At 46.6% G+C, this 25,734-nt stretch carries 32 protein-coding genes; 4 read left to right on the forward strand and 28 right to left on the reverse strand.

Annotated features, from left to right (window positions below):
* Positions 1-170 precede the first annotated feature (170 nt).
* The 10 genes from CBF27_RS13535 to CBF27_RS13580 all read right to left on the reverse strand — a co-directional run bounded on the left by CBF27_RS13535 (position 171) and on the right by CBF27_RS13580 (position 10,092).
* Positions 171-1,415 (reverse strand): ABC transporter permease, encoded by a 1,245-nt coding sequence (locus CBF27_RS13535; protein WP_126815200.1) that lies wholly within the window; start codon positions 1,413-1,415, stop codon positions 171-173.
* Positions 1,408-2,310: an ABC transporter ATP-binding protein gene (locus CBF27_RS13540; protein ID WP_126815202.1), complete on the reverse strand. Its 903-nt coding sequence runs from the start codon at positions 2,308-2,310 to the stop codon at positions 1,408-1,410. The genes CBF27_RS13535 and CBF27_RS13540 overlap by 8 nt, the downstream gene beginning before the upstream one ends.
* 83 nt (positions 2,311-2,393) lie before the next feature.
* On the reverse strand, positions 2,394-2,621 hold the full coding sequence (locus CBF27_RS13545) for a PadR family transcriptional regulator (RefSeq protein ID WP_126815205.1): 228 nt from the start codon (positions 2,619-2,621) through the stop codon (positions 2,394-2,396).
* A gap of 650 nt (positions 2,622-3,271) precedes the next feature.
* The gene (locus tag CBF27_RS13550) at positions 3,272-3,571 is read right to left on the reverse strand and encodes a hypothetical protein (RefSeq protein WP_126815207.1); all 300 of its coding nucleotides are present in this window, start codon (positions 3,569-3,571) and stop codon (positions 3,272-3,274) included.
* Between the two features lie 81 nt (positions 3,572-3,652).
* A complete protein-coding gene (uvrC, locus tag CBF27_RS13555) occupies positions 3,653-5,431 on the reverse strand; it encodes an excinuclease ABC subunit UvrC (RefSeq protein ID WP_126815209.1) in 1,779 nt (592 codons plus the stop codon).
* A gap of 147 nt (positions 5,432-5,578) precedes the next feature.
* On the reverse strand, positions 5,579-5,890 hold the full coding sequence (gene trxA / locus CBF27_RS13560; RefSeq protein WP_126815211.1) for a thioredoxin: 312 nt from the start codon (positions 5,888-5,890) through the stop codon (positions 5,579-5,581).
* A 75-nt stretch (positions 5,891-5,965) separates the two neighbouring features.
* Positions 5,966-8,341, reverse strand: a complete 2,376-nt coding sequence (locus CBF27_RS13565; protein ID WP_126815213.1) for an endonuclease MutS2 — start codon at positions 8,339-8,341, stop codon at positions 5,966-5,968.
* Positions 8,342-8,394: 53 nt separating this feature from the next.
* Positions 8,395-8,943: a CvpA family protein gene (locus CBF27_RS13570; protein WP_126815215.1), complete on the reverse strand. Its 549-nt coding sequence runs from the start codon at positions 8,941-8,943 to the stop codon at positions 8,395-8,397.
* A 30-nt stretch (positions 8,944-8,973) separates the two neighbouring features.
* The gene (locus CBF27_RS13575) at positions 8,974-9,435 is read right to left on the reverse strand and encodes a cell division protein ZapA (RefSeq protein ID WP_126815217.1); all 462 of its coding nucleotides are present in this window, start codon (positions 9,433-9,435) and stop codon (positions 8,974-8,976) included.
* 150 nt (positions 9,436-9,585) lie between these two features.
* Positions 9,586-10,092 carry a YbhB/YbcL family Raf kinase inhibitor-like protein gene (locus CBF27_RS13580; protein WP_126815219.1) on the reverse strand — a complete coding sequence of 169 codons (507 nt, stop codon included), beginning with the start codon at positions 10,090-10,092 and terminating at the stop codon, positions 9,586-9,588.
* A gap of 158 nt (positions 10,093-10,250) precedes the next feature.
* Between CBF27_RS13580 and rnhC the strand changes: the two genes are divergently transcribed.
* Positions 10,251-11,177, forward strand: a complete 927-nt coding sequence (rnhC, locus tag CBF27_RS13585; protein ID WP_126815221.1) for a ribonuclease HIII — start codon at positions 10,251-10,253, stop codon at positions 11,175-11,177.
* Between the two features lie 20 nt (positions 11,178-11,197).
* Here rnhC and CBF27_RS13590 read toward each other — a convergent pair whose 3' ends face one another.
* The 9 genes from CBF27_RS13590 to gnd form a co-directional block, all read right to left on the reverse strand.
* Positions 11,198-12,130, reverse strand: coding sequence for a hypothetical protein (locus tag CBF27_RS13590; RefSeq protein ID WP_148112310.1), 933 nt, complete (start codon positions 12,128-12,130; stop codon positions 11,198-11,200).
* Between the two features lie 69 nt (positions 12,131-12,199).
* A complete protein-coding gene (locus tag CBF27_RS13595) occupies positions 12,200-12,874 on the reverse strand; it encodes an HAD family hydrolase (RefSeq protein WP_126815225.1) in 675 nt (224 codons plus the stop codon).
* A complete protein-coding gene (locus CBF27_RS13600; RefSeq protein ID WP_126815227.1) occupies positions 12,861-13,508 on the reverse strand; it encodes a bifunctional 2-keto-4-hydroxyglutarate aldolase/2-keto-3-deoxy-6-phosphogluconate aldolase in 648 nt (215 codons plus the stop codon). Before CBF27_RS13600 ends, CBF27_RS13595 begins: the two co-directional genes overlap by 14 nt.
* Positions 13,509-13,511: 3 nt before the next feature.
* Positions 13,512-14,444 (reverse strand): phosphoglycerate dehydrogenase, encoded by a 933-nt coding sequence (locus CBF27_RS13605; RefSeq protein WP_245986116.1) that lies wholly within the window; start codon positions 14,442-14,444, stop codon positions 13,512-13,514.
* A complete protein-coding gene (locus CBF27_RS13610) occupies positions 14,444-14,887 on the reverse strand; it encodes a PTS sugar transporter subunit IIA (protein ID WP_126815229.1) in 444 nt (147 codons plus the stop codon). Before CBF27_RS13610 ends, CBF27_RS13605 begins: the two co-directional genes overlap by 1 nt.
* Positions 14,888-14,914: 27 nt before the next feature.
* On the reverse strand, positions 14,915-15,409 hold the full coding sequence (locus CBF27_RS13615) for a PTS sugar transporter subunit IIB (RefSeq protein WP_126815231.1): 495 nt from the start codon (positions 15,407-15,409) through the stop codon (positions 14,915-14,917).
* Between the two features lie 23 nt (positions 15,410-15,432).
* On the reverse strand, positions 15,433-16,293 hold the full coding sequence (locus CBF27_RS13620) for a PTS system mannose/fructose/sorbose family transporter subunit IID (RefSeq protein WP_126815233.1): 861 nt from the start codon (positions 16,291-16,293) through the stop codon (positions 15,433-15,435).
* A 20-nt stretch (positions 16,294-16,313) separates the two neighbouring features.
* Entirely contained in the window at positions 16,314-17,147 is an 834-nt protein-coding gene (locus tag CBF27_RS13625) for a PTS mannose/fructose/sorbose/N-acetylgalactosamine transporter subunit IIC (RefSeq protein WP_126815236.1), read from the reverse strand.
* A gap of 39 nt (positions 17,148-17,186) precedes the next feature.
* Complete coding sequence (gene gnd / locus CBF27_RS13630; RefSeq protein WP_126815238.1) at positions 17,187-18,080, reverse strand: phosphogluconate dehydrogenase (NAD(+)-dependent, decarboxylating); 894 nt, start codon at positions 18,078-18,080, stop codon at positions 17,187-17,189.
* Between the two features lie 138 nt (positions 18,081-18,218).
* On the opposite strand from gnd, the gene CBF27_RS13635 reads away from it, so the two are divergent.
* Positions 18,219-19,064, forward strand: a complete 846-nt coding sequence (locus CBF27_RS13635) for a MurR/RpiR family transcriptional regulator (protein WP_126815240.1) — start codon at positions 18,219-18,221, stop codon at positions 19,062-19,064.
* A 75-nt stretch (positions 19,065-19,139) separates the two neighbouring features.
* Here CBF27_RS13635 and CBF27_RS13640 read toward each other — a convergent pair whose 3' ends face one another.
* The 7 genes from CBF27_RS13640 to pepA all read right to left on the reverse strand — a co-directional run bounded on the left by CBF27_RS13640 (position 19,140) and on the right by pepA (position 22,880).
* Positions 19,140-19,448 carry a DUF1292 domain-containing protein gene (locus CBF27_RS13640; RefSeq protein WP_126815242.1) on the reverse strand — a complete coding sequence of 103 codons (309 nt, stop codon included), beginning with the start codon at positions 19,446-19,448 and terminating at the stop codon, positions 19,140-19,142.
* A gap of 67 nt (positions 19,449-19,515) precedes the next feature.
* Entirely contained in the window at positions 19,516-19,935 is a 420-nt protein-coding gene (ruvX, locus tag CBF27_RS13645) for a Holliday junction resolvase RuvX (RefSeq protein ID WP_126815244.1), read from the reverse strand.
* Positions 19,932-20,201, reverse strand: a complete 270-nt coding sequence (locus CBF27_RS13650) for an IreB family regulatory phosphoprotein (RefSeq protein WP_126815246.1) — start codon at positions 20,199-20,201, stop codon at positions 19,932-19,934. Before CBF27_RS13650 ends, ruvX begins: the two co-directional genes overlap by 4 nt.
* Before the next feature lie 113 nt (positions 20,202-20,314).
* Positions 20,315-20,932 carry a YtpR family tRNA-binding protein gene (gene ytpR / locus CBF27_RS13655; RefSeq protein ID WP_126815252.1) on the reverse strand — a complete coding sequence of 206 codons (618 nt, stop codon included), beginning with the start codon at positions 20,930-20,932 and terminating at the stop codon, positions 20,315-20,317.
* 72 nt (positions 20,933-21,004) lie between these two features.
* A complete protein-coding gene (locus CBF27_RS13660; protein ID WP_126815254.1) occupies positions 21,005-21,466 on the reverse strand; it encodes a universal stress protein in 462 nt (153 codons plus the stop codon).
* Positions 21,467-21,482: 16 nt separating this feature from the next.
* Entirely contained in the window at positions 21,483-21,794 is a 312-nt protein-coding gene (locus CBF27_RS13665; RefSeq protein WP_126815256.1) for a thioredoxin family protein, read from the reverse strand.
* Between the two features lie 6 nt (positions 21,795-21,800).
* Positions 21,801-22,880, reverse strand: coding sequence for a glutamyl aminopeptidase (gene pepA / locus CBF27_RS13670; protein ID WP_126815258.1), 1,080 nt, complete (start codon positions 22,878-22,880; stop codon positions 21,801-21,803).
* Positions 22,881-23,372: 492 nt separating this feature from the next.
* Between pepA and CBF27_RS14645 the strand changes: the two genes are divergently transcribed.
* Positions 23,373-23,723, forward strand: a complete 351-nt coding sequence (locus CBF27_RS14645) for a hypothetical protein (protein ID WP_425469931.1) — start codon at positions 23,373-23,375, stop codon at positions 23,721-23,723.
* A gap of 71 nt (positions 23,724-23,794) precedes the next feature.
* Here CBF27_RS14645 and CBF27_RS13675 read toward each other — a convergent pair whose 3' ends face one another.
* Together CBF27_RS13675 and CBF27_RS13680 are read right to left on the reverse strand one after the other, a co-directional pair.
* The gene (locus CBF27_RS13675; protein WP_126815260.1) at positions 23,795-24,469 is read right to left on the reverse strand and encodes an ABC transporter ATP-binding protein; all 675 of its coding nucleotides are present in this window, start codon (positions 24,467-24,469) and stop codon (positions 23,795-23,797) included.
* Between the two features lie 13 nt (positions 24,470-24,482).
* Positions 24,483-25,352, reverse strand: a complete 870-nt coding sequence (locus tag CBF27_RS13680) for an FtsX-like permease family protein (protein ID WP_211334674.1) — start codon at positions 25,350-25,352, stop codon at positions 24,483-24,485.
* Positions 25,353-25,447: 95 nt separating this feature from the next.
* Between CBF27_RS13680 and CBF27_RS13685 the strand changes: the two genes are divergently transcribed.
* On the forward strand, positions 25,448-25,642 hold the full coding sequence (locus CBF27_RS13685; RefSeq protein ID WP_126815264.1) for a hypothetical protein: 195 nt from the start codon (positions 25,448-25,450) through the stop codon (positions 25,640-25,642).
* Positions 25,643-25,734 lie beyond the last annotated feature (92 nt).

The following is a 25,734-nucleotide window of genomic DNA, read 5'->3' on the forward strand; positions in this document are numbered from 1 at the left end:
TGCGGTTGGTAGCCACTTATCAGTATATCGAAAGGAGTTTTTTATCGCTAAAGCTACTTCGTCCACGCGTAGAAACGCGCGGTTTTTTTGTTTCGCACGCTTTGCGAGCGAAACTGACTAAAGTCATGAACAAAAAAAGAGAGGCGGCGGCCCCTCTTTCAACAATCCTTTTATTTTGAAAATTTCAATCCTTCAATAAATGTTTTCCACATGCCCTTATCACTGTATACCAAGACAGTCGCTTTGTATATCTTAGCAGAGACACGCAGCAAGATGACGATAGCGACAATTAAGATTGCCAGTGATATCAGCACGCTGAGATTCGACACCGAACCGTCGCCCAATCTCATCGGCATTGCAAATGACGACAAGAACGGAACATAAGACATCACTTTCAAGACAATGTGCTGAGGATTCGACATACCCAGCATCATGCTCGGGAAAAATGCAATCAGTATCAAATATGTGACCGGCGTCACTGCTTTTGCCGAATCTTCCGCTTTCGACACTAATGACCCTGAAAAAGCAGAAAGAATGGTGTAAATGACCACGCCCAGCAGCAGATACAGCAGGTTGTAGCCTAGGACACTTTGCAGCAGTTCCTTAAGCGATACTTCCTTCAGAAAACTTTGCACAAAATCCATATTTTGGACAAAGAGATAGGCAATCAGTCCGGCAATGAGATAAACGAAAACTTGAGTCAAAATCACTAAGAAGATACCCATGATTTTTCCGTAATAATGTTTGGCGGCAGTCGTACTGGACAAAATAACTTCCATGATACGTGTGCCCTTCTCCGATGCCACTTCCTGCGCAGTGATGGATGAATACAAAATAACAATCATGTAAATAGCCATCAAAACGAAGAAGCCGACAATCGTATTGACAAAACGGTTGCTTTCTTTATCCTTCATGACGCCGTCGACAAACTCGACTTCACGTTCTGAAAAATCCGCCTGTGACATCAAACGGCCGATGTCGTCCCCCGACAAATTCAGATCTTGCGACGTCAGTGCCATTTGAATCTGTGTTAAATAGCTTAGCACCAGCTGTTTATCTGTCAGTGGAAGGGAAGAGTTGCCGATGTAATTTCCTGTCACTGAACTGCCCGTCAGCGTGATGGATAGAAAGCCGTCAATCTCCTCTTTTTCTAAAGCCGCCTCAGCCGCTTTTTCATCCGCGATGTTCTTGTCCAAGTCAAAATCATTTTTAGCTTGTGCAACAAATTGTTCACGGACTGCCGGATTATCTGAAACAACAGCCAGTGTATCCACGCTTTCAAACTTCGAACCGATATACCCGCCGCCAAGCGAGATGCCGATTAATAAGAACGGCGCCAAAATCATCATGACGAAGCTGCCGGATTTGACGTTTTTCTTAAATGTTTCAAGTGCGACTACCCAAAACTTATTCATCCTCTTCACCCACTTTCATGCGGAAAATCTCTTCCAGTGTCGGCGGCTGCTGGTTGAACACCGGCACGTAATGACGTTTTTCAACTGCTTTTTTAAAAATCGCCTGTCCGACTTCTTCATTGAACAGCGTCAGATTAAAGACGTTCTCCCATTTTTCTTCGATATGAATCACTCCGGGCACAGCTTTCAATTCTTCCGCCGTCAGTTCTGACTCGATTTGCAGGCGCGTACGTCCAAATTGTTCGCGAATGTCATAAACCGGTCCGTCCAATACCGTTTTGCCGTTTTTCAGCATGATTAAATGGTCGCAAATCTGCTCCACATTATCCATGTTGTGGCTGGAGAAAATGACACATGAGCCGCTGTCCTTCAATTCCAAAATCCCGTCTTTCAACAGCGAGGCATTGACCGGGTCAAGTCCGCTGAACGGTTCGTCCAGAATAATCAGCTTCGGTTCATGAATCAGTGTGGCAATCAATTGCACTTTCTGCTGATTTCCTTTTGATAATGTTTTGACTTTGTCTGTTTTTTTGCCTTTGACTTCAAACTTATCCATCCATTTGTCGATTAACGGCAAGATGTCTTTGCGCTTTTTGCCTCTTAGTCTGCCAAAATAAACCAGCTGATCTTCAATGCTGACTTTTGGATAAAGTCCGCGCTCTTCGGGCAAATAACCGATAATGTTATACTCCTTTTCAGAAAGCGGGCTGCCGTTCCACAGCACAGAACCTTTATCTTTGTCGATAAAATCCAAAATCAACCGGAATGTGGTCGATTTTCCCGCGCCGTTTTGCCCAATCAGCCCAAGGATTTTCCCGTCCGGGATGTGAAATGTCACATCATCGACTGCTGTCACAGCACCGAACCGCTTAGACAGTTGTTTCACCTCTAACATAACAAACCTCTTCTCTTTCATTTACTTACAAAATAATAATCGTTTTTTATTATACCATACCAGCGTTTTTTTACCACAAATCTTTAGTAAGTCCGCTTACTCAAATAGCCGCTGCTCTGCTGCCATGACAATCCAGCTTTTTCCAATAGCGAATCCAAAGCGCCGTAAAGTGTGCCCGCCGCCAGTGTCACACGTCCGTCTGATAATTCTTCAATACATTGCATAACACCGTACCCGTGAAGCGGTTCTTGCAGCGACAGAAGAATATAGTACACTCCTTCAGTCAGCGCACCTTGTTTCTGCAATGACACCCCTTCGTTCCTTCGTGTTCCGATATATCGTCTGACGGTATAACTATATCAGGTGACGATATAGTTGGCAACATAATCTAGTCGCTGTAAAACAACATCGGGCAATTTCCATCCGCTTATCAGATCTGATTGGTAAAAGGATTCACACATTTTCCAATTAGCAAACGATAGCATAAATTCTGCAGAACAAACTCAATCACATAATATAAAATTAACGCCATAAACAGTTTTTTTTCATGTGTGTACCCACTTTCGTATTGATGAATACAGTGTTACATACTTCTGATAATTTTCTAAAAAATCATTGGTTTACATCGTGTCAATCAAAACGGGCGTCTCTCTTTAAAGAATTGATTTCCAGCATAATATCAACTCCCTTTTGAATATCGCAGCCAATCAATAATGATGATTTATTATACAATGTCTTTCAGTCTTTTTAAACAAGACCAGCACGTTAAAGTGTTTTTCTGTGCGCAACCTACCATCCCGCCTGTCCGCTCATGCGGCTTTCCCTGTACTCAATCCCAGTCAAGCGTGCCAGGCATCAATGACATAGCAGACAGGTAGCCAAAACAAAAAAGTGTTGAAAGAAAAATTCTTTCAACACTCAGTTCATACGACTCGCTTCATTAAACTAACCGACAGACATTTTACTTGGATTTAGGCAGGTGTCTGCCATAATACCAGACACCTGCCGCATTGGCTGTGCTGACAAATGCACCATATATCAACAACGAATTGATGTAATTTCCTCGAGAAATGCCGAATGTATTCAGTTGAAATAAAATCAACGCTAACCCAAGTAAAAAAGCACTCATGGTCAGCTGGCTGGCATTAGCCAGAATCTGCTGGCCATCGGCAGAATGCCGGTAGACAAATGCCTTGCGGTAATAATAAAGCATCGTCAAGACAATGACCGCGATTAATATCAAGGTTGTTACAAGTTTCATAATAAAGAGCCTTTCATCTGTTTTTTCATTTAAGATAACTTAAATTGTACCATTGACCCACGACTTTTCCAACAAAAATTCTCATTTTTCCTGTCTGAAATGATTGATAATATTCTCTGCCACCTGTTTTGGCATACCGGCAGCCACCAGTTCTTCGTGTGTGGCTTCCTGAATTTTTTTTATTGATTTGAATGCCTTCAACAGTCGGCGTTTGCGTTTCGGCCCTAAACCGTCAATACCGTCCAACTTGGAAGAGAACGCCGATTTGCTGCGGGTTTCCCGGTGGAACGTGATTGCAAAACGGTGCACTTCATCTTGAATACGCTGCAGCAGGAAAAATTCAGCCGAATTTCTTTTGAGCGGGACCACTTCAAGCTCGGGGCCGAACAGCAGCTCGCTGGTGCGGTGCTTGTCATTTTTCGCCAGTCCGGCAATCGGAATATCCAAGCCCAGCTGATTTTCCAATACGTCCCGTGCCACGTGTACTTGTCCTTTGCCGCCATCAATCAAAATCAAATCAGGCAGCGGCAGCTGTTCTTTCAACACTCTTGAGTAGCGCCTGTAAATGACTTCCCTCATGGACGCATAATCATCCGGACCGTCCACTGACTTGATTTTAAACTTCCGGTATTCTTTTTTATCGGGTTTGCCGTCAATGTAAACGACCATAGCGGAAACAGGGTCGGTCCCCATGATATTGGAGTTGTCAAAGGCTTCAATCCTGACAGGCGTCGGGATGTTCAGCGCATTCCCCAATTTTTCCACGGCACCGATTGTCCGTTCCTGTTTACGCTCGATTAAATCAAATTTCTCAGTCAGATAGACTTGGGCATTTTTGCCGGCCAGAGCTACCAGCTTCTTTTTTTCGCCGCGCATCGGCTGTGTGACTTTCGTGTTAACGAGTGCCTCGATGCTGGCTTTATCAATGGATTCCGGAATCAAAATTTCTTTCGGCACAAAATGCTGGTTCTCCTGATAAAATTGGCCGACAAACGTCAGAAAGTCTTCCTCAGCTTCGTTGTAAAACGGAAAACTCGAGACATCACGCTGAATCAGTTTTCCCTGCCGGACGAAAAACACCTGTACGCACATCCAGCCTTTATCCACCGCATAGCCGAAGACATCACGGTCGACAAAATCGGCTTGCGTCATTTTTTGACGTGTCATCACTGTTTGGATTGATTGGATCTGGTCGCGGTATTCTGCTGCTTTTTCAAATGCCAGCTGCTCGGACGCGGCATTCATTTTGGCTACCAACTCATTCTGGATTTCCTGATAGCCGCCGCTTAAAAAGTGTTTGATTTCTTTAATCATCCGGTCGTACACACCGTCTTCTACCGGAAAGACACACGGCGCCAGACACTGGCCCATATGGTAGTACAGACAGACCTCCTTCGGCAGCACTTTGCATTTTCTGAGCGGATAGAGTTTGTCAAGCAGACGTTTCGTTTCATTGGCTGCCCGCACGTCCGGGTACGGCCCAAAATACCACGCCTTATCCTTTTTGACTTTCCGTGTAATCAACAGACGCGGAAATTTTTCATTGGTGATTTTGATAAACGGATAGGACTTGTCATCTTTCAGCATGATATTGTATTTTGGCTGATTTTTTTGAATCAAGTTTATTTCAAGCAGCAGTGCTTCGATATTGGATTCTGTGACAATATATTCAAAATCAGCGATTTCGCTGATTAACCGTTCTGTTTTCGTGTCGTGGCTTCCGGTAAAATACGAGCGGACACGCTGTTTCAATACTTTCGCCTTGCCGACATAAATAATTGTGCCGTCCCTATCTTTCATGATATAGCACCCCGGCTGGTCCGGCAGTAAGGCAAGCTTGCTTTTGATCTGTTCGTTCATTCCTTTTCCCCCTGTTAATGCCATGTTTCATTATAGCATGGAACGGCTGTTTCTTGAAAAAAGTCACTTGCAGAATCAGCACCTGATTTTCTGCAAAAAAAAATGACCCGGCTTTGTCAGCCAAGTCATCTTCATTTACTGTACTGTTTATAGATATTGGTTAAACACTGATTCCAATTGTGCTTTTTGTTGAACGCCGACCATCTTGCCGATGACTTCGCCGTCTTTTTTCAGCAATAGTGTTGGAATACTCATAATACCGAACGCAGCAGCAGTATCCGGATTTTCATCCACATCCAGCTTCACAATTTTCACGCGGTCCTGGTATTCTGTCGACAGACTGTCTAAAATAGGAGCCTGCATACGACAAGGTCCGCACCAAGGTGCCCAAAAATCGATTAAAACTAAACCTTCACTTGTTTCTTCAGTAAAATTCGCATCAGTAACAGCTTGTACCATGTATAATAACCTCCAATATTTTTTTCCATGCTTTATTATAACAAAGGTTTTTTAGCATGCCTAACATTCTGCCTGTTACTTGAATGTCACGATTGTGGCGCCGTCTCCCCCCTGATTTGGCGGGGCGTACTCAAACTTTTTAACGCTGCGGTGCTGCTTCAAGTAGTCTTGAACACCTTTTTTCAGCGCGCCGGTCCCTCGGCCGTGCACGATGGTGACTTGCGGATAGCCTGCAAGTATCGCTGCATCCAAATACTGGTCGACGTCATTGACTGCTTCGTCATAGCGTTTGCCTCTCAGGTCCAGCTGAGTGGATACCGGCTGGCGGGAGCCGCCGGATGTGCTGCGGAGCGTCATGACCGGCGCCGACCGTTCTTTTTCCGGTTCGATGCGGGTCAAGTCGCTTGCCGGTACGACCAGTTTGAGGATACCCAGCTGTACCTGCCACGCATCCTTGCCTTTTTTTGCAATGAGCGTGCCGCGCTGACCATAAGTCGCCACCATCACATCATCGCCGGCTTTGAGCTGTTTGTCCGCTTTAGATTTTTGCAGGACTTTATTTTTCTTGAGATGTCCTTCATCCTGTTTCAAGCCGGCAAGCTTGGATTTGACATCAATCAATTCATGCTCTTTGACAACTTCTTCCCGGCCGCCGCGCAGCTGCATCCGGCGGATTTCCCCGATCAGCTGGTCGGCTTCTTCTTCCGCTTTCGCCACTACTTCATTTGCTTTGCGTCTGGCGTCGGCTAATTGCCGCTCGCGTTCTTCAAAGAACAGCTGGTATGCTTCACTTAAATCATGGTACAGTTTTTCTGCTTCATCAACATAGTGCCGTGCTTCCAAATATTCTGTTTCTGTCATTTTCCGCTGATTTTCCAAATCAGCAATCATTTCGTTCAAATCCTGACTTTCACCGTCAATCAGCTGCTGGGCACGGCCGATAATCCCATCGTCCAGTCCCAGCCGTTTGGATATATCAAACGCATTACTGCGCCCGGGCACGCCAATCAACAGCCGGTAAGTTGGACTGAGTGTATCCACATCAAACTCCATGCTGGCATTGATGGTACCGGGACGGTTGTAGCCGTATACTTTTAATTCTGGGTAATGGGTCGTTGCCACAACATACGCACCCTGCTCGCCAACGGCATCAAGAATGGCAATCGCCAGTGCCGCCCCTTCCTGCGGGTCTGTGCCTGCTCCCAGTTCATCAAATAAAATAAGGCTGTGTTCATCCATGTGGCGAAGGATGTCCACGATGGTCGTCATATGTGATGAAAAGGTACTCAGGTTTTGCTCAATCGACTGTTCATCGCCGATGTCTGCAAAAATATCATTGAACAGTCCGATACGGCTGTCCGATGCGGCCGGAATCGGCAAGCCGGCCTGTCCCATCAGCTGCAACAGTCCCAGTGTTTTCAGCGTGATGGTTTTTCCGCCGGTATTCGGACCTGTAATCACTATCGCTTGGTAGTCTTGGCCAATTTGAATATCGTTTGCCACCACTTGGTCTGCCGGAATCAGCGGATGCCTTGCCTGCTTCAAATAGACAGCATTGCCGGCATCGACTGTCGGCACAACAGCTTTCATGGCTTTGCCGAACAGCGCTTTGGCATTAATGACATCCAGTTTGCCCAAGACAAAGGCATTTTGCAATATATCATGGCGGTGCGGTTCCAAATCATTGGAAAGCTCCGCCAGTATCCGCTCGATTTCCTGCCGCTCTGCAATCTGGTGCTGGCGCAATTTATTGTTCAATTCAACCACTTGCTTCGGTTCGACGAAGACCGTCTGCCCTGAGGCGCTCTGATCATGGACGACACCGCCAAATTGACTCCGGTACTCGCTTTTGACAGGAATGACGTAGCGGTCGTTACGCATCGTGACAATCGCATCGCTCAGCAGATGAGCTTGTTTTCCGCGGATAATCTGGTCCAGCTGTTCGCGGATTCCCTGCTCGGAGCGGCGGATAGTCTGACGGATACTCTTCAGCAGTGCAGAGGCCTCGTCAGTGATGCTGCCGTCTTCATCGACAGACAGCCGGATTTTTTTCGTCAGTTCCGGCAAATGGACCAGTTTGTCAGACCAGTCATAGACATGATGCAGCGACAGCTCGTCATCTGCCAGCTGCTCAAAAAAACGTCCCACTTCAGCAACTGCTTGAAGCACTCTGCCGATTTGAGCCAGCTCCGGCCCGTTCAGCACGGCTCCGATTTCTACCCGTTTCATGTGCGGACGGATATTTGCCAGCTTGGGAACAGGGATACCGCCTTTCAGGCGCAAAATCGTATAGCCGTCTTCCGTTTCCAGCAGCCGCTGTTCGACATCTTCTTTGTGCGAGAGCGGCTCCAACTGCCGGACTTCTTCTTCTCCCAACGCCGTCGCCGTATGCGCTAACAGCAATTGTTTGATTTTATGAAATTCTAATGTGTGTAATATTTTCTGATTCAATCGTTTTTCCTTTCCAGTCGCAGATAGTTCCTTAACGAAAGCCAGGCCGTCCGTCAGGAAATAATATCTGTAATCCACCACGTCTTCAATAGGTGCGAGATGATGGGTGTGTGTTCCACCATCAGCCGTGCCAGCAGACTGTTTTTAAACTGCTGCTGAATGACATCGACAGGTATCATTGCGACCGCTGTCAGAAGCACCGACAACACAATCACCATGACAGCCGCATTGAGCACGCCGCCTGCCAGCGCATTCCCTGTGCGCAGTATCGGAATGAATGTCACCCCGTAACTGAGTACGCCAAACAGCTTCGTCACCAGCCAGCCGATGACCAGTATGATGATAAACGCCGCCGCTGCATAAAACGACTTGTCCAAATCAAACAGCAAGGACTGGTCAAACAGCACGAGCGACGAATCCATCTGTGGCGACGGGTAAGGTATCAACAGCTCCAGATGAGCGGCCAGTGACCGGTAAAAGAATTTTGCCGCAAGAAACGTCAGCAAATAGCCGCCTGTATAGATCAGCTGCAGCATCAGCCCCCGTCTGAAACCTATATAAAAATTTACCGCTAAAATACAAATAATCCCTAATGTTAACATGACAAATTCCCAACTTTTCTCTAGTCTCTTTTAACTCTTTTTTTCTGACTGGTTTTGCTGAATCTTTTCTTTCACCTGCTGATTCAGCATCTTTTGCGCTTCAATATGGTTTAGACTTTCCTGCTCATCTATTTTGATGTTGTTTTCCAACATGGCTTTGCGGGCTTTTTCTTCAAACTTTTCAATCTTGTCAAGCCGGTTTTCCAGTTCTTCGGCGCGGGCTGCCTTCTCCCTCAGCTCGTCCATCTCGGCAAGCTGCTTTTCATAATCAAGGATTTTTTCCTGTTGTTTGACCTGCTCGGACAAGGTGTTGATTGCCAGCAAAACTGCTGCCTGCTCCCCCGTCAGTGTGGCTGACTGGGACATGATCTCTGCCAATTGCTCGTTTGCCAATTTTGATACAATATCCATGTGCTGTTTGTCTTCACTGCCGATAATCGTGTAAGGCTTTCCGCCAATCGTTGTTTTATATCGTTTATTTTTTTGCGTCACAATACTTCCTCCGCTTTTATATTAATGTGCAAGGCACTGATGTCATCATGTTTTATTTAAACTATTACTTATTATAAAGGACTTCTTGTGAATTTACAATTTCAGTATATTAAAAGACCAACATCTTATGTCAGGATGTTGGTCGGTTGTTTAAGAGCGTCCTTTCAGGACAATACTGGCTTTTGCCAAAACTTTCCCGTCCATTGCTTTATACATCTCATTCAAGTAAAAACCGTTTGCCAAAGGCAGTGTATCGGACAGGGCATAGACAGTCAGCGTGTAATCATGGTCTTGGTCAGGCGGCTGCGGGCCATTGTAGCGGTAAATGACATCCGGACTGGTTTTCCCGACAAATTTTGAGCCGGAGCTGGACATTCCTTGCACCCCTGTTTCCGCTGTCTGGCTGAAATTTTCAGGAATCTCCGTCATCTCCGCCGGAATATTGGCCATCACCCAGTGAATCCAGGCAAAGCCGCAAACAGGAATCGAGTCGTAGTCAATAAAATCCAGTGCCAATGCTTTTGTTTCTTCGGGCAGTCCTTCAATCGTGATTGGAAAAGAGCGAATCGGTGTGTCTTCTTTGCGATAATCTTCCGGCGAAAATTTGGCATACTTGTCAGCCAAATACCCATCCGTCGTCGGAACAAAAAGTTTCATCTCCGTCACCTTTCTTTCATTTTATGTCCTATTACCAGTATAGCAAGTTTTTCAGACAAAATAAAAAAATATCATACCGGGCAAATCAATTGGGTTTTGCACCGGAGATGATTTGTCTGTTATACTACGTTGAGATAATAGAAATGGACGAGGTTATTATGAAGCAAACTGTTGTTTTAAACTTGCCGCCGGATAAAATCCGCGCCATGCAGCAAACATACCGCTCGGCATTAAAACCAAAAACACCTGCCTATGCGGTCTTTTCCGCCTCTGTAGACGGAGTAACGATTACTGCGTATCAATCCGGGAAAGTCGTTTTTCAAGGATTGAACGCTGAAAGCATCGCTAAAACATGGGGGACAGCCGAAAAGAAACCCGCTGCCGCTGCTAAACAATCCCCGCTGCCGAAAAACTTTGCCTCATGGAACGTCATCGGCAGCGACGAGGTCGGCAACGGCAGCTACTTCGGTCCGGTGGTCGTCTGCGCTTGTTATGTGACAAAAGAGCAGATGCCGCTGCTGAAAGAACTTGGCGTTAAAGATTCCAAAGAGCTGTCCGACAGCAGTATCCGCAGCATAGCGTCTGATTTGGTGCACGTCGTCCCATATCAGGAGCTGATTGTCACACCGGAAAAGTACAATCAGATTCAACCTGAATATAATGTCAACCGCATGAAAGTTGCCCTGCACAATCAGGCGATTCACCTGCTCTTGAACAAAATCGCCCCTGTCAAACCGGATGCCATTTTAATCGACCAGTTCACGCCGGAGGCCAACTACCGCAACTACTTGAAAAAAGAAAAACACCCGGTAACCGACAACTTGTATTTTGCAACGAAAGGCGAGCAGTATCATCTGTCTGTTGCCGCAGCATCCATCATCTGCCGCACCCGGTTCCTCGAGGCACTTGACACAGCCGGCAACGAGCTCGGGTTCTCCGTGCCGTCCGGTGCAGGAAAACAGTCTGACCTGACCGCTGCCCGGATTTTAAAACGGGGCGGCACGGCACTACTAGGGCGCTACGCCAAGCTGCATTTTGCCAATACTGAAAAAGCAAAAAAACTGCTGCCCGGCAACAGTTATTAACACCAAAAGCACATTACCGCTCAATGAATCAGTTGAGCGGCAATGTGCTTGAGTCGTTTAGCAGCAGAAGCGACTTTTTGTTCATCCAGCTGCTTGTCTTTGGAACTGTTTGCCTGTTCAATCACCACTTGACCGTCAGCATAAGTCCCGGCTGTCAGCAGTATATCGCCTAATTCTTTTTGGTCGTCACTTAGCGGATGCTGCTGGTCTTCTGCTGGAAGTGTCATTTTTTTAGAGGTGAACCACTGAAACGGCCCGGTATTTCCGACTGAATCCAAAAACACAATCGGTGCCCGGCTGCTTCCAAGGGCATCTTTGAGCATCCGGCTACCGTAATCCGTCGTGGTACCACCGTCAATCAATGCGAAAGCGACCCGCTTTTGCTGTTTTTTCGACAACTCGTTCGCTGTCTGCAGCAAGGCCAGCAAACTGGATGTGTTTCTTGTCATGTTCACCCGGTTAGGGATACCGCTGCGAAAGTGCATGATGAGGTAAAAAAACAATAATGCCAAAGCAATGGTCCCAACCGTCGGCAGACTCAGCAGCCCTTTATTATAAATCCCTGGCAGCAGGCCGTAATAAAATAAGGCGCCTGCCAGTACAATCAACGCCACCAGCACAAACAGATGAACCGTTGCAGCCATTCTGGGCACGTGGTTTTGAAATGCTACCTGACGGTAAAGATTAAACGATTTGACAGGTGTGTCATAATAGGTGGCAAACACGACATCCGCCTTTTTCAAGTCGCCTGCGTACAAATTGTAAAACGACTTCTTCTCTGTTTTTAGCACTGAAACTTCCGAGCGGGTGACAGCCACATTGTACCCCATGCTTTGAAATTCCTTACTGGCTGAACGCAAAAACTTTTTCTTCTGTTTTTCAGTATACCGTTTTCCTAAAATCACACCGTATCTCAATAACCAATCTTCCGTTTCCGCCACTGGTTCCCTCACGCCTTTCGTTTAAGCAGTAAGAGAGGCCAGATTAAATCTGACACTCTCCCGGTCGTTTTTCTCACTCTCTCAGCAGCTGCACTGTGCCAGCCAGTCAATCACCGCTTGCAGCGTTTCTGCCTTGAACATGACATTATCAGGTATCGCCGATTCCTGCAACTGGAAATTCGAATCCGGCACTAAAATCGTGGGCAGTCCGGCTGCTTGAGCAGAGAGACTCCCGGTAATCGAATCTTCCACCGCCACCGCATTTTCCGACTGCTGCCCCGACAGCGCCAGCACTTTTTGATACAAGTCAGGCGCCGGTTTGACCCGTGCGACATCGGTGGCGAAAACCGGCACATCGATATAGTCGAACAGCTCTAATTCCGTCAAAATATCAACGGCACGTTTTTTGGCTGTCGATGTTGCCAGCCCGGTCAGGTAGCCGTGCGACTTGACCGTCTCCAGCACTTCTTTCGCGTAAGGCTTCGGCAAAATGTTTCCTTTGCGCAATTCGCTGTAAATAAATGCCTCGCGCAGCTGGCGCAACGTTTCAGTGACATCACTGCTGCCGGTATACTCGGTTAAATAAGCCGTCGTTTCATGGATGCCTTTACCGACCCAGCTGAGGACAACCTCTTCCGGCACATCGATTCCCTGCTCTTTTAACGCTTGAAACCAGCCGTCGCGATATGTTTTTTCCGTGTCAACCAACAGACCGTCCATATCAAAAATGAACATCTTCAGTTTATTTTTTGTCATATGCTCTTACAGCCTCGACAAAGCGGGCTGCCTCCTTTGTTACTTGAGCGAAATCGCCTGTTTTGGCACCTTTCGTCAAACTGCTGCCTGTCCCGACTGCGAAGGCCCCATTATCCAGCCAGTCGCTCAGGTTGTCGATACTGACGCCGCCGGTCGGCATAAACTCAGCTTGCGGCAGCGGGCCTTTAAAGCTTTTGATGGCTGTCGGACCGAATGTATCGCCCGGGAACAGCTTAATAACTTCCGCACCGTAGCGCAGACACTCCAGCATATCCTTCACCGTCGTGGCACCAGGGAACACAGGGATGCCGTAGCTGTTGCACAGTTTCATGATTTCTTTGTCGAAGTGCGGCGATACCACGAACTTGGCACCGGCGGAAATCGCAAGGCGGGCAGTCGTGACATCCAACACAGTCCCGGCACCAATCACCACTTCCCCGTCATCGGCATATTTTTCGGCAAGTTTCGCAATAATCTCCTGCGCCCGCGGAATCGTAAAGGTAATTTCCAGCAGATGAATACCGCCTTTTTGCACCGCATCAACTATCTGCATGACTTCTTCTTCATTACTGCCTCTAATGACTGCGACTAATTTTTCCTGACCCAGCTTTTGCATCAAATCATGTCGTTTCATTCATTAATCCTCCAAATCTTTTATAATGTTTTCAGCAGCCATCAAACTCATTTTTTCAGTCGCACCAACCGTTGACGCTGCCGTATGTGAACCGATCACAACATTTTCAAGTTCCAGAAGTTTCGACTGCTGAGGCGGCTCTTGCTCAAACACATCAATTCCGGCGCCGAAAATCCGGTTTTCTTTACACAACTGATACAGTGTCTCTTCATCAACGATTCCCCCGCGGGCGGTGTTGACGATAATCAGATTTTTTTTGGCCTGTTTGAGATTGTCGGCATTCAGCAAGTGTTTGGTGTCCGGCGTCAAAGGCAGATGGATACTGATAAAGTCGCACTCGCGGATAATCGTATCCACATCGGTCAGCCGGATATCGTTTTGTGCAACGAATGCCTCATCCGGATACATGTCATAGGCATAAATCGACATGTCAAACCCTTGTGCGCGCTTGACTACACCGCGGCCGATCGCGCCCAGTCCCAGTATACCGATTTTTTTCTCAAAAATATCCAGCGCAATTTTTTTCTGCCAGTCGCCGGCTTTACAGCCGTTATTGATTTCAACCACACGCCTTGCAACAGCCATCAGGAGTGCAAAACTGTAATCTGCCACAGCATCCGCATTAGCATTCAGCGTGCGCGACACTTTAATGGCATGTTCATCCGTGTAGCCGGTATCGATATTGTCGACACCCACGCCGTATTTGGCGATGGCTTTCAGTTGAGGCGCCTGCCGGAGGACTTCCTCGTGAAGAGGGTCCACTCCGACAATCACGCCGTCTTTATCCGACAAGAGATCGGACATCTGGTCTTCAGTCATTATCTGGCCGTATGGATTAAATTCTGCTTCGACATTATGCTTTTTAAACAACTCTGCTACTTGTCTATAATTATACTTTGCAAATGAACGTGGCGTCACCAATATTTTTTTCATCATTAATAATCATCTTCTTCTTCTTCGCTCGCATCATTTGAAACAGACGCTGTTGTTTCTTGAATGCCGTTGCATCCGCTTTCAACCGCCAAATCTGCCAGCTGATCCAAATCCATGCCGGTCCGCATGGCCAACACTTCAAGAATCATGGATAAATTCATGCCGGTCAGCACGCGGATCGCTGTGCCGGACTGTTCCAATTCCTTAAAGGACATCATCGCTGCATTATATGGGGAAGCGCCGAATAAATCGACAAACACCAGCACCCCTTCGCCTTCATCCAGCTGCTTTGTTTTTGCGGCGACATCTGCTTTAAACTCGTCAAACCCCTGGCCGGCAACCAGTGATGACGTCTCAAGATTATCGCTTTCGCCCATAATCAGATTGATGCTGTCTTTAATACCGTCAGCCATCTTGCCGTGACTGACCAATAATACACCTATCACTTTACGCCCTCCTGTCGAATCGCTCGTTTAGTCAAATTCCTTGATTGCTTCTTTCAGTGTGACTTTTTTGGAAGAAGGAATCGCTTGGAAATACACGTTGACTCCATAGTTTTCGCTTAAGTCCTGCAAAATCTCCAATTGTTCTTTACTGATTGACACTTCTTTGATAATCGGTGTCAGACCCGGTTTCTGCGGGATACCGCCCAGGTTCAATTCTTTAATAGGAACACCGCCGCGGATGATATCCGCCATCGTTTCAATTGTTTTTGTCAGCAAAATCACGTTGTAATCATCATACTGCCGGTCGTTCCAATAGCGGACAGCGCCATCTTCCTTCAATACTCTGACTTTCATACCTGTCCGTGAACCGGCACCAAGAATAATATTTTTTGTAAATGGATCATGTGCAGACGCATTATCCGCCACAAAAATAGCATTTGCACCTGCGGATTTTGACAAACTGGTCATCACTTGACCGTGAATCAACCGTGCATCTACTCTAGCCAGAACTACTTTACCCATCTTTTTTTCCTCCAGTTAAACTTTTATAGTATACCGAATGCAGCTAAAACACCTAAAATGACTGTCAGACCGACTAGTGCTCTGGTGACGTTCAACCCCTTCTTCGTGAAGAAGTAATACACACCGAACACTGTCAGAAGCGGCAGGATACCCGGCATGACACTGTCCAGAATGTCTTGAATGACGAACTCTTTGCCTGAAAGCTTAAAATTCAGCGAAGAAGACACTTTGACATAGTTGGCCGCGAGGATACCCATCATGAACAATCCCAAAATAGATAACGCATCAATGATCCCTTGCATTTTGGTACCGACAACTTCACTGGCTGCAGTCCGGCCGAGTTTAAAGCCGAGTTGTGCAAAATAGTAACCGATAATCACTTGATACAGTGAGAATGCGATAAACGGGAACAGCGCCCCGATAGGATTGCCGCCTTGCGCCCACGGTAAAGCGATGGCAATAAAGATATACTGGACAGTCCCTGAATCAATTGAGTCCCCGATACCCGCCAAGGCACCCATCAACCCGGACTTTGTGTTGTAGATTAAATCATCATCGATTGTGATTGGCTGTTCCATATACACTTCTTGTGCTCTGGCGACCTCAAGTGATGCCATGATCCCTGTGATCGTGCCGCCGCCCCAAGAAATCTGGGTGTTAAAGAACAGCAGGTGACGCTGGTAGGCAGCCGCTAATTCATCTTTGTCTTTGTATAATTTTTTCAAAATCGGCATGAGCGCCCACATCAGCGACGGCGCAATGTATTTATCAAACGAATGAGGGATTTCATTCACAAAATAAAAGCGCAGCCATGCAAGCCCGACATCTTTTTTCGTTACTTTTTCCGGTTCCAAATCAACACTTGTTTGAACAATTTCACTCATTTTCTTGCTCTCCTTTGTGGTTAATAATCATCGTCGTCTTCATCCATCATTGACGTATCTGCACTTGCGCCTCCAGAAGATTGGACAAGACTGAGTGTTTCATTTTTAGCCAGCACGTAAATAATAGCAATCAAAGTACCGATTATGGCATACGTCACCATCGTGATGTTCATGTCCTTGAAGACAACTGCCATGAAATAAGCCAGCAGGAAGAACACAATGTAATTCTTTTTCCCGATAACATACACGGTAACCGCAATCCCGATTGCTGCCAAACCGCCGCCGATAACTTCCAAAATGTGGAAAATAATGCTACCTGAATTTGACTGTACGACATCTGCAATAACCGGTGCACCATAGTACAATGCGATAAACATAAATGGTACAAAAATTATAAATGCGACCAAAATTGGGATAAGTACGATCGACACTGTCAGCATTTTTGAATTTGCTTCCCGCGCGTACTTGTCGGTAAACTTCTGCATCACGAACGTGTTGATAAAAAATCTGAATTGGTACAAATAAGAGCCTAATAATCCGACTGGTACGGCTACGCCGATTGCTGCTTCCGGTTTCATGCCGCCGAGCAGTGCGACCGGGACAGCAATCCCTGCTGCAATCGCCGGTTCAGAAGGCATTTGACCGCCCGGTGAAAACACACCCATGTAAATCAGCTGGATACCGGCAGTGATAATCATGGCTTCTTTCACATCGCCAAACACGATGCCGACGACTAAACCGGTCATCATCGGTGTAAAACGCAGCGTGGTTGTCGCTCCGCCTAGAAAAGAACGGGACATTACCAATGCAATCCAAATCGCAATCGCCATCGCTTGAAAAACTGTTACTTCCATCTCTTTTTCCTCCATATAGCCGCTAATCTTGCGGCCGTATCATTTCTTGACCTCGTGACCTCCAAACCCTTTACGCAAAGAGGCGACCACTTTTCCTGTAAATGTGTCCTCCTCCAGTGACCGATACCGCATCATCAGCGATGTCGCTATCACCGGGACAGGCACTTTCCGTTTCAGCGCTTCTTCCACAGTCCATTGACCTTCTCCGGATGAATACATGGTACCTTTGATTCCTTCCAGACGCGGGTCATCAGCAAAGGCTTCCGCAGCCAGCTCCATCAGCCAAGACCGGATGACTGAGCCGTTGTTCCACAAAGCCGCAACCTTGTCGTTCTGATACGTATACGGGCTGTGCGCCAGTAAATCGAACCCTTCGCCAATCGCCTGCATCATGCCGTATTCAATGCCGTTGTGAACCATTTTCAAATAGTGACCGCTTCCAATTTTGCCGGTGTACAAATAACCGCCCGGTTGCGCAATCTTCTCAAAGACCGGTTCAAGTTGTTTGAAGGCTGCTTCATCGCCCCCGATCATGAAGTTTCCGCCAGATAACGCTCCTTCCATCCCGCCGGAAGTACCGCAATCAAAGAAATAAATCCCTTTTTCCTTCAATATGCGGTAATTTGCAATGGAATCTTCATAAAAAGAATTTCCGCCGTCGACCACCATGTCTGCCTTGTCCAGTTCAGCTCCCAGTTCTTCCACTACATTCTTAGTCGCTTCCCCTGCAGGCACCATCACCCATAAAATTCTTGGCTGCGGCAACGATTGAACCAACTCATGAATATTAGCAGCAATCTCCAGACCCTTTTCTTTTGCCAACGCCGTCGAAGACTCGTTCAAATCATAGCCTGTCACCGAAATGCCGTTGCTGGTAAGGTTCAAGGCCAGATTCAATCCCATCTTCCCAAGACCGACCATACCGATATTCAAGATATCCCTCCTTTTCATATTTAAATCCATTATATGGAAATCTTTTCCAAAAGTCAATGATTTATACGAAAAAGTTTTTCTTTGTTTACTGTCCGCTAGTCTGGTAAAATAAACTCAGTAGAGAGTAGGAGTGAGGTTATGAGTCTAAAATTTACGAGTATCGTCAAAAGTTATTATCAAGGGTTAAGTAAAACTGAAAAAAAAGTAGCCGACTATCTCATAGAGCACCTTGCAATTGCCAGTTCAATGTCCATTCAAGAGGTGGCCGATGCTTCCGGCACGTCGATTGCAACCATTTCCAGATTTTCAAAAAAAATCGGCTTTCAAAGTTATCAAGATTTGCGCATGCACTTAAATTTGTATGCCCAGCAAGTCGACGATTTTTTTCTTTCCATGGATAAAGACGACCGGCCGCTGAACATCGCGTCAAACAGTTTCTCGACGGGTATCAATTCGCTTTCCGCCACTAAATCTGTTTTGAATGACACCGACCTTGAAAAAGCCGCCGACGCGCTGAAAAATGCGAAAACGTGCGGTTTGTTCGGGCTGGGGGGATCATCTGTCGTGACGCTCAATGCCTATCACCGCTTCATGAGGACATCGCTGCTCTGTTTATTCGCTCAAGACTATCACATGCAGCTGATGAACGCCGGGAGACTGACCAGCAAGGACTGCGCCTTGATTGTGTCGCACACGGGCCGCAACAAAGATATTTTGCGGCTGGTTGATATTTTGAATCAGCATGAGGTACCGATTGTCGCTATTACGAGCAATGCCGCCTCGCCGCTTGCGACCAAAAGCGACATTGTGCTGATTTCCCTTTCAGAAGAAACCAAGTACCGGCCTGAAGCGGTGTCGTCCCTCGTATCACAAATCACACTCGTTGACAGTCTGTTCATGATTTACGCATTGAAAGTAGACAGAGACAAAGAAATGCTGTTAAGGGTGCGTGAAGTGATTGATGACACCCGGGAAACAAAGTAGTTTGTGTTTGACAGCTGCAGGCAAAACAAAAAAGGCATCCTTCTCCAAATTGGAAAGGATGCCTTTTTAGGCTGTTTATTCTTCTTCTTGAAACGTATTAAACACTTCTTCGATCATCTGCCACTCGGCTTCTGTTTCAATTTCCATCAATCTGCCTTCTGCTTCGCCCTCCGCCTGTTCATAAGCATAGGCCAGCAGTTCGACTTCTTCGCCTTCTGGTGTGCTGGCATCGTACAGCAGGACATAATCCTTGCCGAATTCCTCCTGCCCGTCAATCGTCAAATGGATTCTGAACAGTGTTTCATTGCCGTCTTCATCCAATAATGTGATAAGATCATCCTCGTGATCGTGGTGATCATGATCATGCGTGTGTTCATTACTCATCGGTTAATAACCTCTTTCTTTTAAAATTGGTCCAAACGGTTTCCCGTTGCTGGGAAAGCACGGTTTGTTAGTTTGCCCGGTCGAGATAATTTTGAAGTATCATCACAGCCGCCAGCTTGTCAATTACTTTTTTCCGTTTGCTGCGGGACGTGTTTGCCTGTTCCACCAGCATGCGTTCAGCCTGCACGGTCGTCAGACGTTCATCTTGAAAATCAACCGGCAGCTGCAGCTGTTCCTTGAGCATGTCGCCATAGGCGAGGGATGCTTCTGCACGCGGACCAATCGTATTGTTCATGTTTTTAGGCAGCCCGACCACAATTTTTTCAACACGGTACTCCTCTGCCAGCTGTTTCACCCGCTCCAGACCGAACTCGCCCAGTTCTTCGTCGATTTTGATGATTTCGATGCCCTGAGCTGTCCAGCCAAGGGGGTCGCTGATTGCGACCCCCACTGTTTTTGAACCGACATCCAAGCCCATGATTCTCATAGAAAATCAATGCCGTGGTTAGCTAAATACTCTTTAACCAACTCTTCCATTATTTCGTCTCGTTCATGGCGCCGGATCAAGTTTCTCGCATCCTGATAGCGCGGAATATAAGCCGGGTCTCCAGACAGCAGGTAACCCACGATTTGGTTAATCGGGTTGTAGCCTTTTTCCTGCAGCGCCTGATAGACAATCGCCAATGTTTCGCTCACTTCTTTTTTCTTGTTTTCATTAAAATCAAATCTCAGTGTTTCATCTGTATGACTCATGGACGGTATCCTCCTTTTCGCCTTCTCATAAGGTCATTTTACAAAAAAACTGACTAACTTACAATCATTTACCGCTGCCGGAATGAAAATAACTCGTCCTTCTCACACATTTATCATATAGCGGGTACAAACGGTTCACCTACCGCCGCATCATAAGGCAATTCGAGAATTCCTTTCTTTTGCGGTGCGTCAGGCAGCCCCAGTTCGCGGGCCGAGCAGATCATGCCGAAACTCTCCACCCCTCTGAGCACGCCGGGCCAGATAATCGTACCGTCCGGCAGCATGGCGCCCGGTTTAGCGACAACCACTTTCAGTCCGGCCTTGATATTCGGCGCACCGCAGACAATTTGCAGCACGTCGCCGTTGTCCACTTCTGTCTGCGTGATGCTGAGGTGGTCAGAGTCAGGATGTTTCTTGCAGCTTTTGACAAACCCCACAACCAGTTTAGGTGACGTATCCGCCGCCAGCTGCTCTGAAAATCCTGATTGCTTCAATAAATCATTCACTGCTTTCAGTTGTTTATCTGACAACTCGATTTGCCCGTTGCCGGTCAAATCAGGTACATGTTTGGATATATGAAAGACATTCCAACCGACAACTTCGCCTGAATTTTTTCCTGTCAGCCGGGTCACATCGCCGCGGCTGTCAACGTCCAGCGGCTGTCCGCCGTCATCCGCTGTGATAATCATCAGGCAGTCGCCAACGTGCGCTTTATTATAACAAAAAATCATTTGCTTCTCCTTCGTTCCTTTCACATAAAGAAAGCAAGCACAAACAGTGCTCACTTCTTGTTTTATCTCTGGTTACTCATCTAGCGGTCTGACAATCAGCACATCGCAAGGGGCGTTCCTGATAATGTAGTCGCTGACGCTTCCCATGACAAAACGCTCCACAGCATTGAGTCCGGATTGCCCGACCATAATCAAATCAACATTGTATGTTTCGGGAAGGTCGACGGACATCAGGACCTTGGGCGAGCCGAATTCCAGAACCGTCTGCACCTGATCGTATCCCAGTTCCTTGACGGCATATTCTTTGTATTCTTCAAGGAGACGTTTCGCCTGATCCGTTTCTTCCTGCACCATATCTGCTGTCACCGTTGAAAAAGTCATATTGCCATACATGCGGTTTTCAATCACATGGGCAACAATGACCATCGCGTTGTTTCTCTTTGCGACCGCCACAGCTTTTTCAAATGCCTGCATCGCCTGTTCACTGCCGTCAGTACCGACTAGAATCGAGCTGTACTCTTGTCCTTCAACCATTTTCTTTACCCTCTTTCTACAATGACTGTAAAAATGCCATAATTTCCGTTTTGGTTTTTCGCTGTTTACTGACCAGCCTGCCGATTTCTTTGCCGTCTGCTGTCACGACAAAACTCGGGATACCGAAAATTCCCCATTCCTGAGCGACCACCGGGTAGCGGTCACGGTCGACTGCCACAAATGTGTAATCGGGAAATCGGGCCTCAATCTCCGGCAAGTACGGCTTGATGACTGTGCAGTCGCCGCACCAGTCGGCTGTAAAGACAAAAACGTGACGGCCTTTTGCCACATAACCAGCCAGCTCCGTTAAAGATTCGGGACGTATCACCGGCAATCACCTGCCATAAATAATCTGGTCGGCAGCCGCTCGGTCCAATGTCGTCACCAACTGCAGAACCATGTCACGGGCAGCTTCATAATCGGAGACCCTGACCATTGTCTGATGTGTGTGGATGTAGCGTCCCGGCAAGCCGATAACAGCACTCGGCACACCGTCATTCATCAAATGCGCGGCTCCTGCATCGGTACCGCCTTTAGAAACAAAATACTGGTAAGGGATGTCATTGGCCTCAGCAGTATCCACCACATAATCACGCATGCGTTTCAACATAATCATGCCCGGATCAAAAATCCTGACCAGGAATCCTTTGCCTAAGTGGCCGAACGTATCTTTGTCCGTTCCGATATCATCTGCGGGTGAACAATCGACAGCAAAGAACAAATCCGGTTTGAATTTGTGTGTGGAAGGACGCGCGCCTCGCAAGCCGACTTCCTCCTGCACATTTGCCCCGGCAATCAATGTATTCGGCAAGCTCTGCCCTTGCAGGCGCTCAAGCACATCCAGCACCAGCGCGCACCCGTACCGGTTATCCCAGGCTTTACCGATAATGTGTTTGTCATTGGCTGTTTTAATCGTTTCCGCTTGGGGAACAATACTGTCTCCGGGGCGGACGCCGTAAGCCTCAGCTTCTTCTTTTGATTCGAAGCCGGCATCAAACAAGATGTCCGACACATCCACCTTCGCCTGTCCGCCTGCCTTGCCCCTCAAAAGATGCGGCGGGACAGATGAGGAGATACACGGATAGTCGCCTTTTCTCGTTTGGAGCGTAAACCGCTGGGCCGACACGACATACGGGTTCCAGCCGCCAAGCGGAACGACCCTGAACAAGCCGTTCTCCAATATTTGCGAAAGCATGAAACCAATTTCATCCATATGGGCTGCCAGCATGATTCTCGGGGCATTGGGGTCTTGATTTTCTTTAATGCCGAAGACACCGCCCAAGCCGTCATACTCGACCCGGTCAACCAATGGCGTCAGCTCTTCTGTCATCACATGACGGATATTTTCTTCAAATCCGCTGACACTCTGTATCTCAGTTAACTTCTTAATGCGTTGAAATAATTTATCATCCATAAACTGTCCGCAGTCAGCAGACAACACCTCACTTTCCATACTTAATTATAACACAGTTGATAAATTTGCAACATCTATGTTAGCCGTTCAAAAAGGGCACTTTGTCAAGCATACATGAACGCGCTGCGCTCGTTCCCCCTGAATAATGAAAGAAAGCAGTATCATAGTGATGGAAGGGGAAAAAGTCGCACCTATTTTAACAAGCTCTCTATGTCGCTTGTCGAGTGGAAATTATTTATGAATGTTGTGCAGGATTGGATGTTCACCGAAACAATGTGGTTGCCTGTGTTTGGAATAGCTCGTTAACTTCCACAAGACCGAAGAAGGTAGTAAAAATTTGAAACAACCACGAAAGACCTCTTAGCACTGCATGACTGGTTAACCTCTTTCAACTGTAAAATAGTGGCGATGGAAAGTGCCGGCATTTATTGGAAATCGATTTGGCACATTCTTCAAAGCAGCTTTGAGTGAGTACTCGCTAATCCGTATAAAATCAAAGCCATATCTGGGCAAAAAACAGATAAGAAAGATGCCAGTGGGATAGCTAAGTTATTACGTGCGAATCTGATTCCTAGAAGTTTTGTTCCAGAAGAACCTATTCAAAATCTAAGTCGGTTAAAAAAGTGGATTGCGTCTCGTAATAAAAAGAAAAATAGGACACACCAAGTCCTGCAAACTGCGGGGATTAAAATTCCTTTTTATATAACGGATATTTTTGGCGTTTCAGGTAGGAATTTACTTGATTTAAGCGGAGAAAAAATAACGGCTGAAACAGTTACGCCAATCGTTTATAGCGGCGCTATAATTTATGGGACCGATAGAAAAATTCTATCGGTCCCATAAGTTGCTGTGCCACGATTTGTTCATTTCATTTGTTTTGTGTGCACTGAGGAACTGCAGCCCACAGCTAAAAATCAGCGTGTCGGCTTCTCTGATATGTGACCGTCTGCCATATAAATCACTCGTGAACCATACTTGGCTAGCGTTGTATCATGAGTGACCATCACAATAGTCATCCCTTGCCTATTTAAGCGAGACAGAAGTGCCATCACAATCTTTGAATTCTCCTGATCCAGATTCCCGGTCGGCTCATCAGCCAGCAGAATATCCGGGCCGTTAATGATTGCCCGCAATATCGCGATACGCTGCTGCTCACCGCCTGACAGTTGGGAGATATACTTTTTTTCTAATTGTGCCATACTGAATTCATTCAGAAGCTGTCGGGCTTGTTTTTCTCTTTCCTTTTTGGCGACTCCGGCATATCCTAATGGCACGACGATATTTTCCAATGCGTTCAATTCAGGAATCAAATGATAGGCTTGAAATATGAAGCCGATTTTTTTATTTCTAAGTTTGGCAAGTCTGTCCTGCCTTAACCCTTTCACATCGATGCCATCTAGTTCATACTGGCCATCTGTCGGATCATCCAAAAGTCCTAACAGATTGAGCAGCGTCGATTTTCCGCTGCCGGATGCGCCATAGACACAAACGAATTCCCCTTTAGCAACGGACAAATCCACTCCCTTGAGGACCTTTGTTTCAACTTCTTTTCCATAGTATGTTTTCTTTATGTCTTTCAGCAAAATCATTGTGACACCTCTCTTACACATTTTTTAGCAGCGCTATGATTTTTTTATTTTTTAATTTTCCAAACACACTGCCAACAACGATCAGCGTAATCAACAGGCACAACCCGATCGCCAGTACCATCGTCCGGAAATCTGCTCGAACTGCTATCGTTCCGATCATGATACCCAAATCAAGGCGATACGTCAGCACGCTGCCGACTAGACAGCCTAATAAGGTACCCAAACCATTCAGCAGCAGGATTTCTAAAAGGATTTCCAGAAAGAGCTGCTTGTTCTGTGCGCCGCAAGCTAGGCTAATGCCGTATTCCTCTTTCCTGTGCTCAAATTGCAAGTTGAAAATAGCCAACATTCCCATGAAAAAAACCGTCAGAAACAAAAGCGCCGCTTTATTCAACGTTTGAATCGATAGCTTGCTTTTGTACGTTCTGTTTTTCAAATCTACCTCAGGGGAATAAATGCGATAACTATAATGTTCCCCGTGACTGTCTGTCAAATATGACTCAACTTTCCGGGAAACCGTTTCTGCATCAGATAACTCCGATGAACGCCACGCTAGATTGATTAATCCTGGGGCAATGTCGCTTTCCAGTTCCTCCATGTAGTTAAGCGGAGCGACAACGGCGTCTTTTAACACCGTTTCTGTCATTTCTGTTTTCCATTTTTCCTGATTCAATCGTGCCGGCAGGTCTTTAGCCGGCAGCTCAGGCAGCGGATCGACTCCTGCCTGCTGTGCCCCGGCAAGTCCTTCGCCCCAATAAGAATAGCCTTCTGACAATCCTAATTGGTTGTAGTCTGCCAGTATGAGCGAAAATTCAACATTCTGGTCAGCTGTCGGAAAGAATTGCGGAATCGCGATAGACATAAACGTTTTCCCATCAGTCAATTGTTGAATCGTAAGCGCCTGATAAAACAGTATCTATCATCTGCTGCCACCCCCAAGTAAACTTGAGCTAACAAATAACTATGGAGGTGGCATATTTGCATAAACAAAATGAAATAATCCCTATTCAACTCATCGAAGAAGTCAAAAGTGCGGACAAAAAAACACCGCGTCCAGCGAGACTTGCGGTGCGGTTAAGACACAAAGATGGCAGCGAGGTATTGATCTATAACGGCATCAATCAATACATTCTTCAAGCAGTGTTAAAGGAGCTGAATACCGATGCTTCTTGATTTGACAGCTGTCAAACAGGTCTATATCGTGACTGGCTTTTGTGATTTACGCAAGGGAATCGATGGTCTGGCTGGTATCGTCCAACAAGACT

It is taken from the genome of Vagococcus acidifermentans, assembly GCF_003987655.1.
Classification (GTDB): Bacteria; Bacillota; Bacilli; order Lactobacillales; family Vagococcaceae; genus Vagococcus_B; species Vagococcus_B acidifermentans.

Excerpts from the sequence above, each read along its gene's own strand:
- CBF27_RS13535 (WP_126815200.1), bottom strand. The coding sequence starts at position 1,415 with ATGAATAAGTTTTGGGTAGTCGCACTTGAAACATTTAAGAAAAACGTC.
- CBF27_RS13540 (WP_126815202.1), bottom strand. The coding sequence starts at position 2,310 with ATGTTAGAGGTGAAACAACTGTCTAAGCGGTTCGGTGCTGTGACAGCA.
- CBF27_RS13550 (WP_126815207.1), bottom strand. The coding sequence starts at position 3,571 with ATGAAACTTGTAACAACCTTGATATTAATCGCGGTCATTGTCTTGACG.
- uvrC (WP_126815209.1), bottom strand. The coding sequence starts at position 5,431 with ATGAACGAACAGATCAAAAGCAAGCTTGCCTTACTGCCGGACCAGCCG.
- trxA (WP_126815211.1), bottom strand. The coding sequence starts at position 5,890 with ATGGTACAAGCTGTTACTGATGCGAATTTTACTGAAGAAACAAGTGAA.
- CBF27_RS13570 (WP_126815215.1), bottom strand. The coding sequence starts at position 8,943 with ATGTTAACATTAGGGATTATTTGTATTTTAGCGGTAAATTTTTATATA.
- CBF27_RS13580 (WP_126815219.1), bottom strand. The coding sequence starts at position 10,092 with ATGAAACTTTTTGTTCCGACGACGGATGGGTATTTGGCTGACAAGTAT.
- rnhC (WP_126815221.1), top strand. The coding sequence starts at position 10,251 with ATGAAGCAAACTGTTGTTTTAAACTTGCCGCCGGATAAAATCCGCGCC.
- CBF27_RS13595 (WP_126815225.1), bottom strand. The coding sequence starts at position 12,874 with ATGACAAAAAATAAACTGAAGATGTTCATTTTTGATATGGACGGTCTG.
- CBF27_RS13600 (WP_126815227.1), bottom strand. The coding sequence starts at position 13,508 with ATGAAACGACATGATTTGATGCAAAAGCTGGGTCAGGAAAAATTAGTC.
- CBF27_RS13605 (WP_245986116.1), bottom strand. The coding sequence starts at position 14,444 with ATGATGAAAAAAATATTGGTGACGCCACGTTCATTTGCAAAGTATAAT.
- CBF27_RS13615 (WP_126815231.1), bottom strand. The coding sequence starts at position 15,409 with ATGGGTAAAGTAGTTCTGGCTAGAGTAGATGCACGGTTGATTCACGGT.
- CBF27_RS13620 (WP_126815233.1), bottom strand. The coding sequence starts at position 16,293 with ATGAGTGAAATTGTTCAAACAAGTGTTGATTTGGAACCGGAAAAAGTA.
- CBF27_RS13625 (WP_126815236.1), bottom strand. The coding sequence starts at position 17,147 with ATGGAAGTAACAGTTTTTCAAGCGATGGCGATTGCGATTTGGATTGCA.
- CBF27_RS13635 (WP_126815240.1), top strand. The coding sequence starts at position 18,219 with ATGAGTCTAAAATTTACGAGTATCGTCAAAAGTTATTATCAAGGGTTA.
- CBF27_RS13640 (WP_126815242.1), bottom strand. The coding sequence starts at position 19,448 with ATGAGTAATGAACACACGCATGATCATGATCACCACGATCACGAGGAT.
- ruvX (WP_126815244.1), bottom strand. The coding sequence starts at position 19,935 with ATGAGAATCATGGGCTTGGATGTCGGTTCAAAAACAGTGGGGGTCGCA.
- CBF27_RS13650 (WP_126815246.1), bottom strand. The coding sequence starts at position 20,201 with ATGAGTCATACAGATGAAACACTGAGATTTGATTTTAATGAAAACAAG.
- ytpR (WP_126815252.1), bottom strand. The coding sequence starts at position 20,932 with ATGATTTTTTGTTATAATAAAGCGCACGTTGGCGACTGCCTGATGATT.
- CBF27_RS13660 (WP_126815254.1), bottom strand. The coding sequence starts at position 21,466 with ATGGTTGAAGGACAAGAGTACAGCTCGATTCTAGTCGGTACTGACGGC.
- pepA (WP_126815258.1), bottom strand. The coding sequence starts at position 22,880 with ATGGATGATAAATTATTTCAACGCATTAAGAAGTTAACTGAGATACAG.
- CBF27_RS13675 (WP_126815260.1), bottom strand. The coding sequence starts at position 24,469 with ATGATTTTGCTGAAAGACATAAAGAAAACATACTATGGAAAAGAAGTT.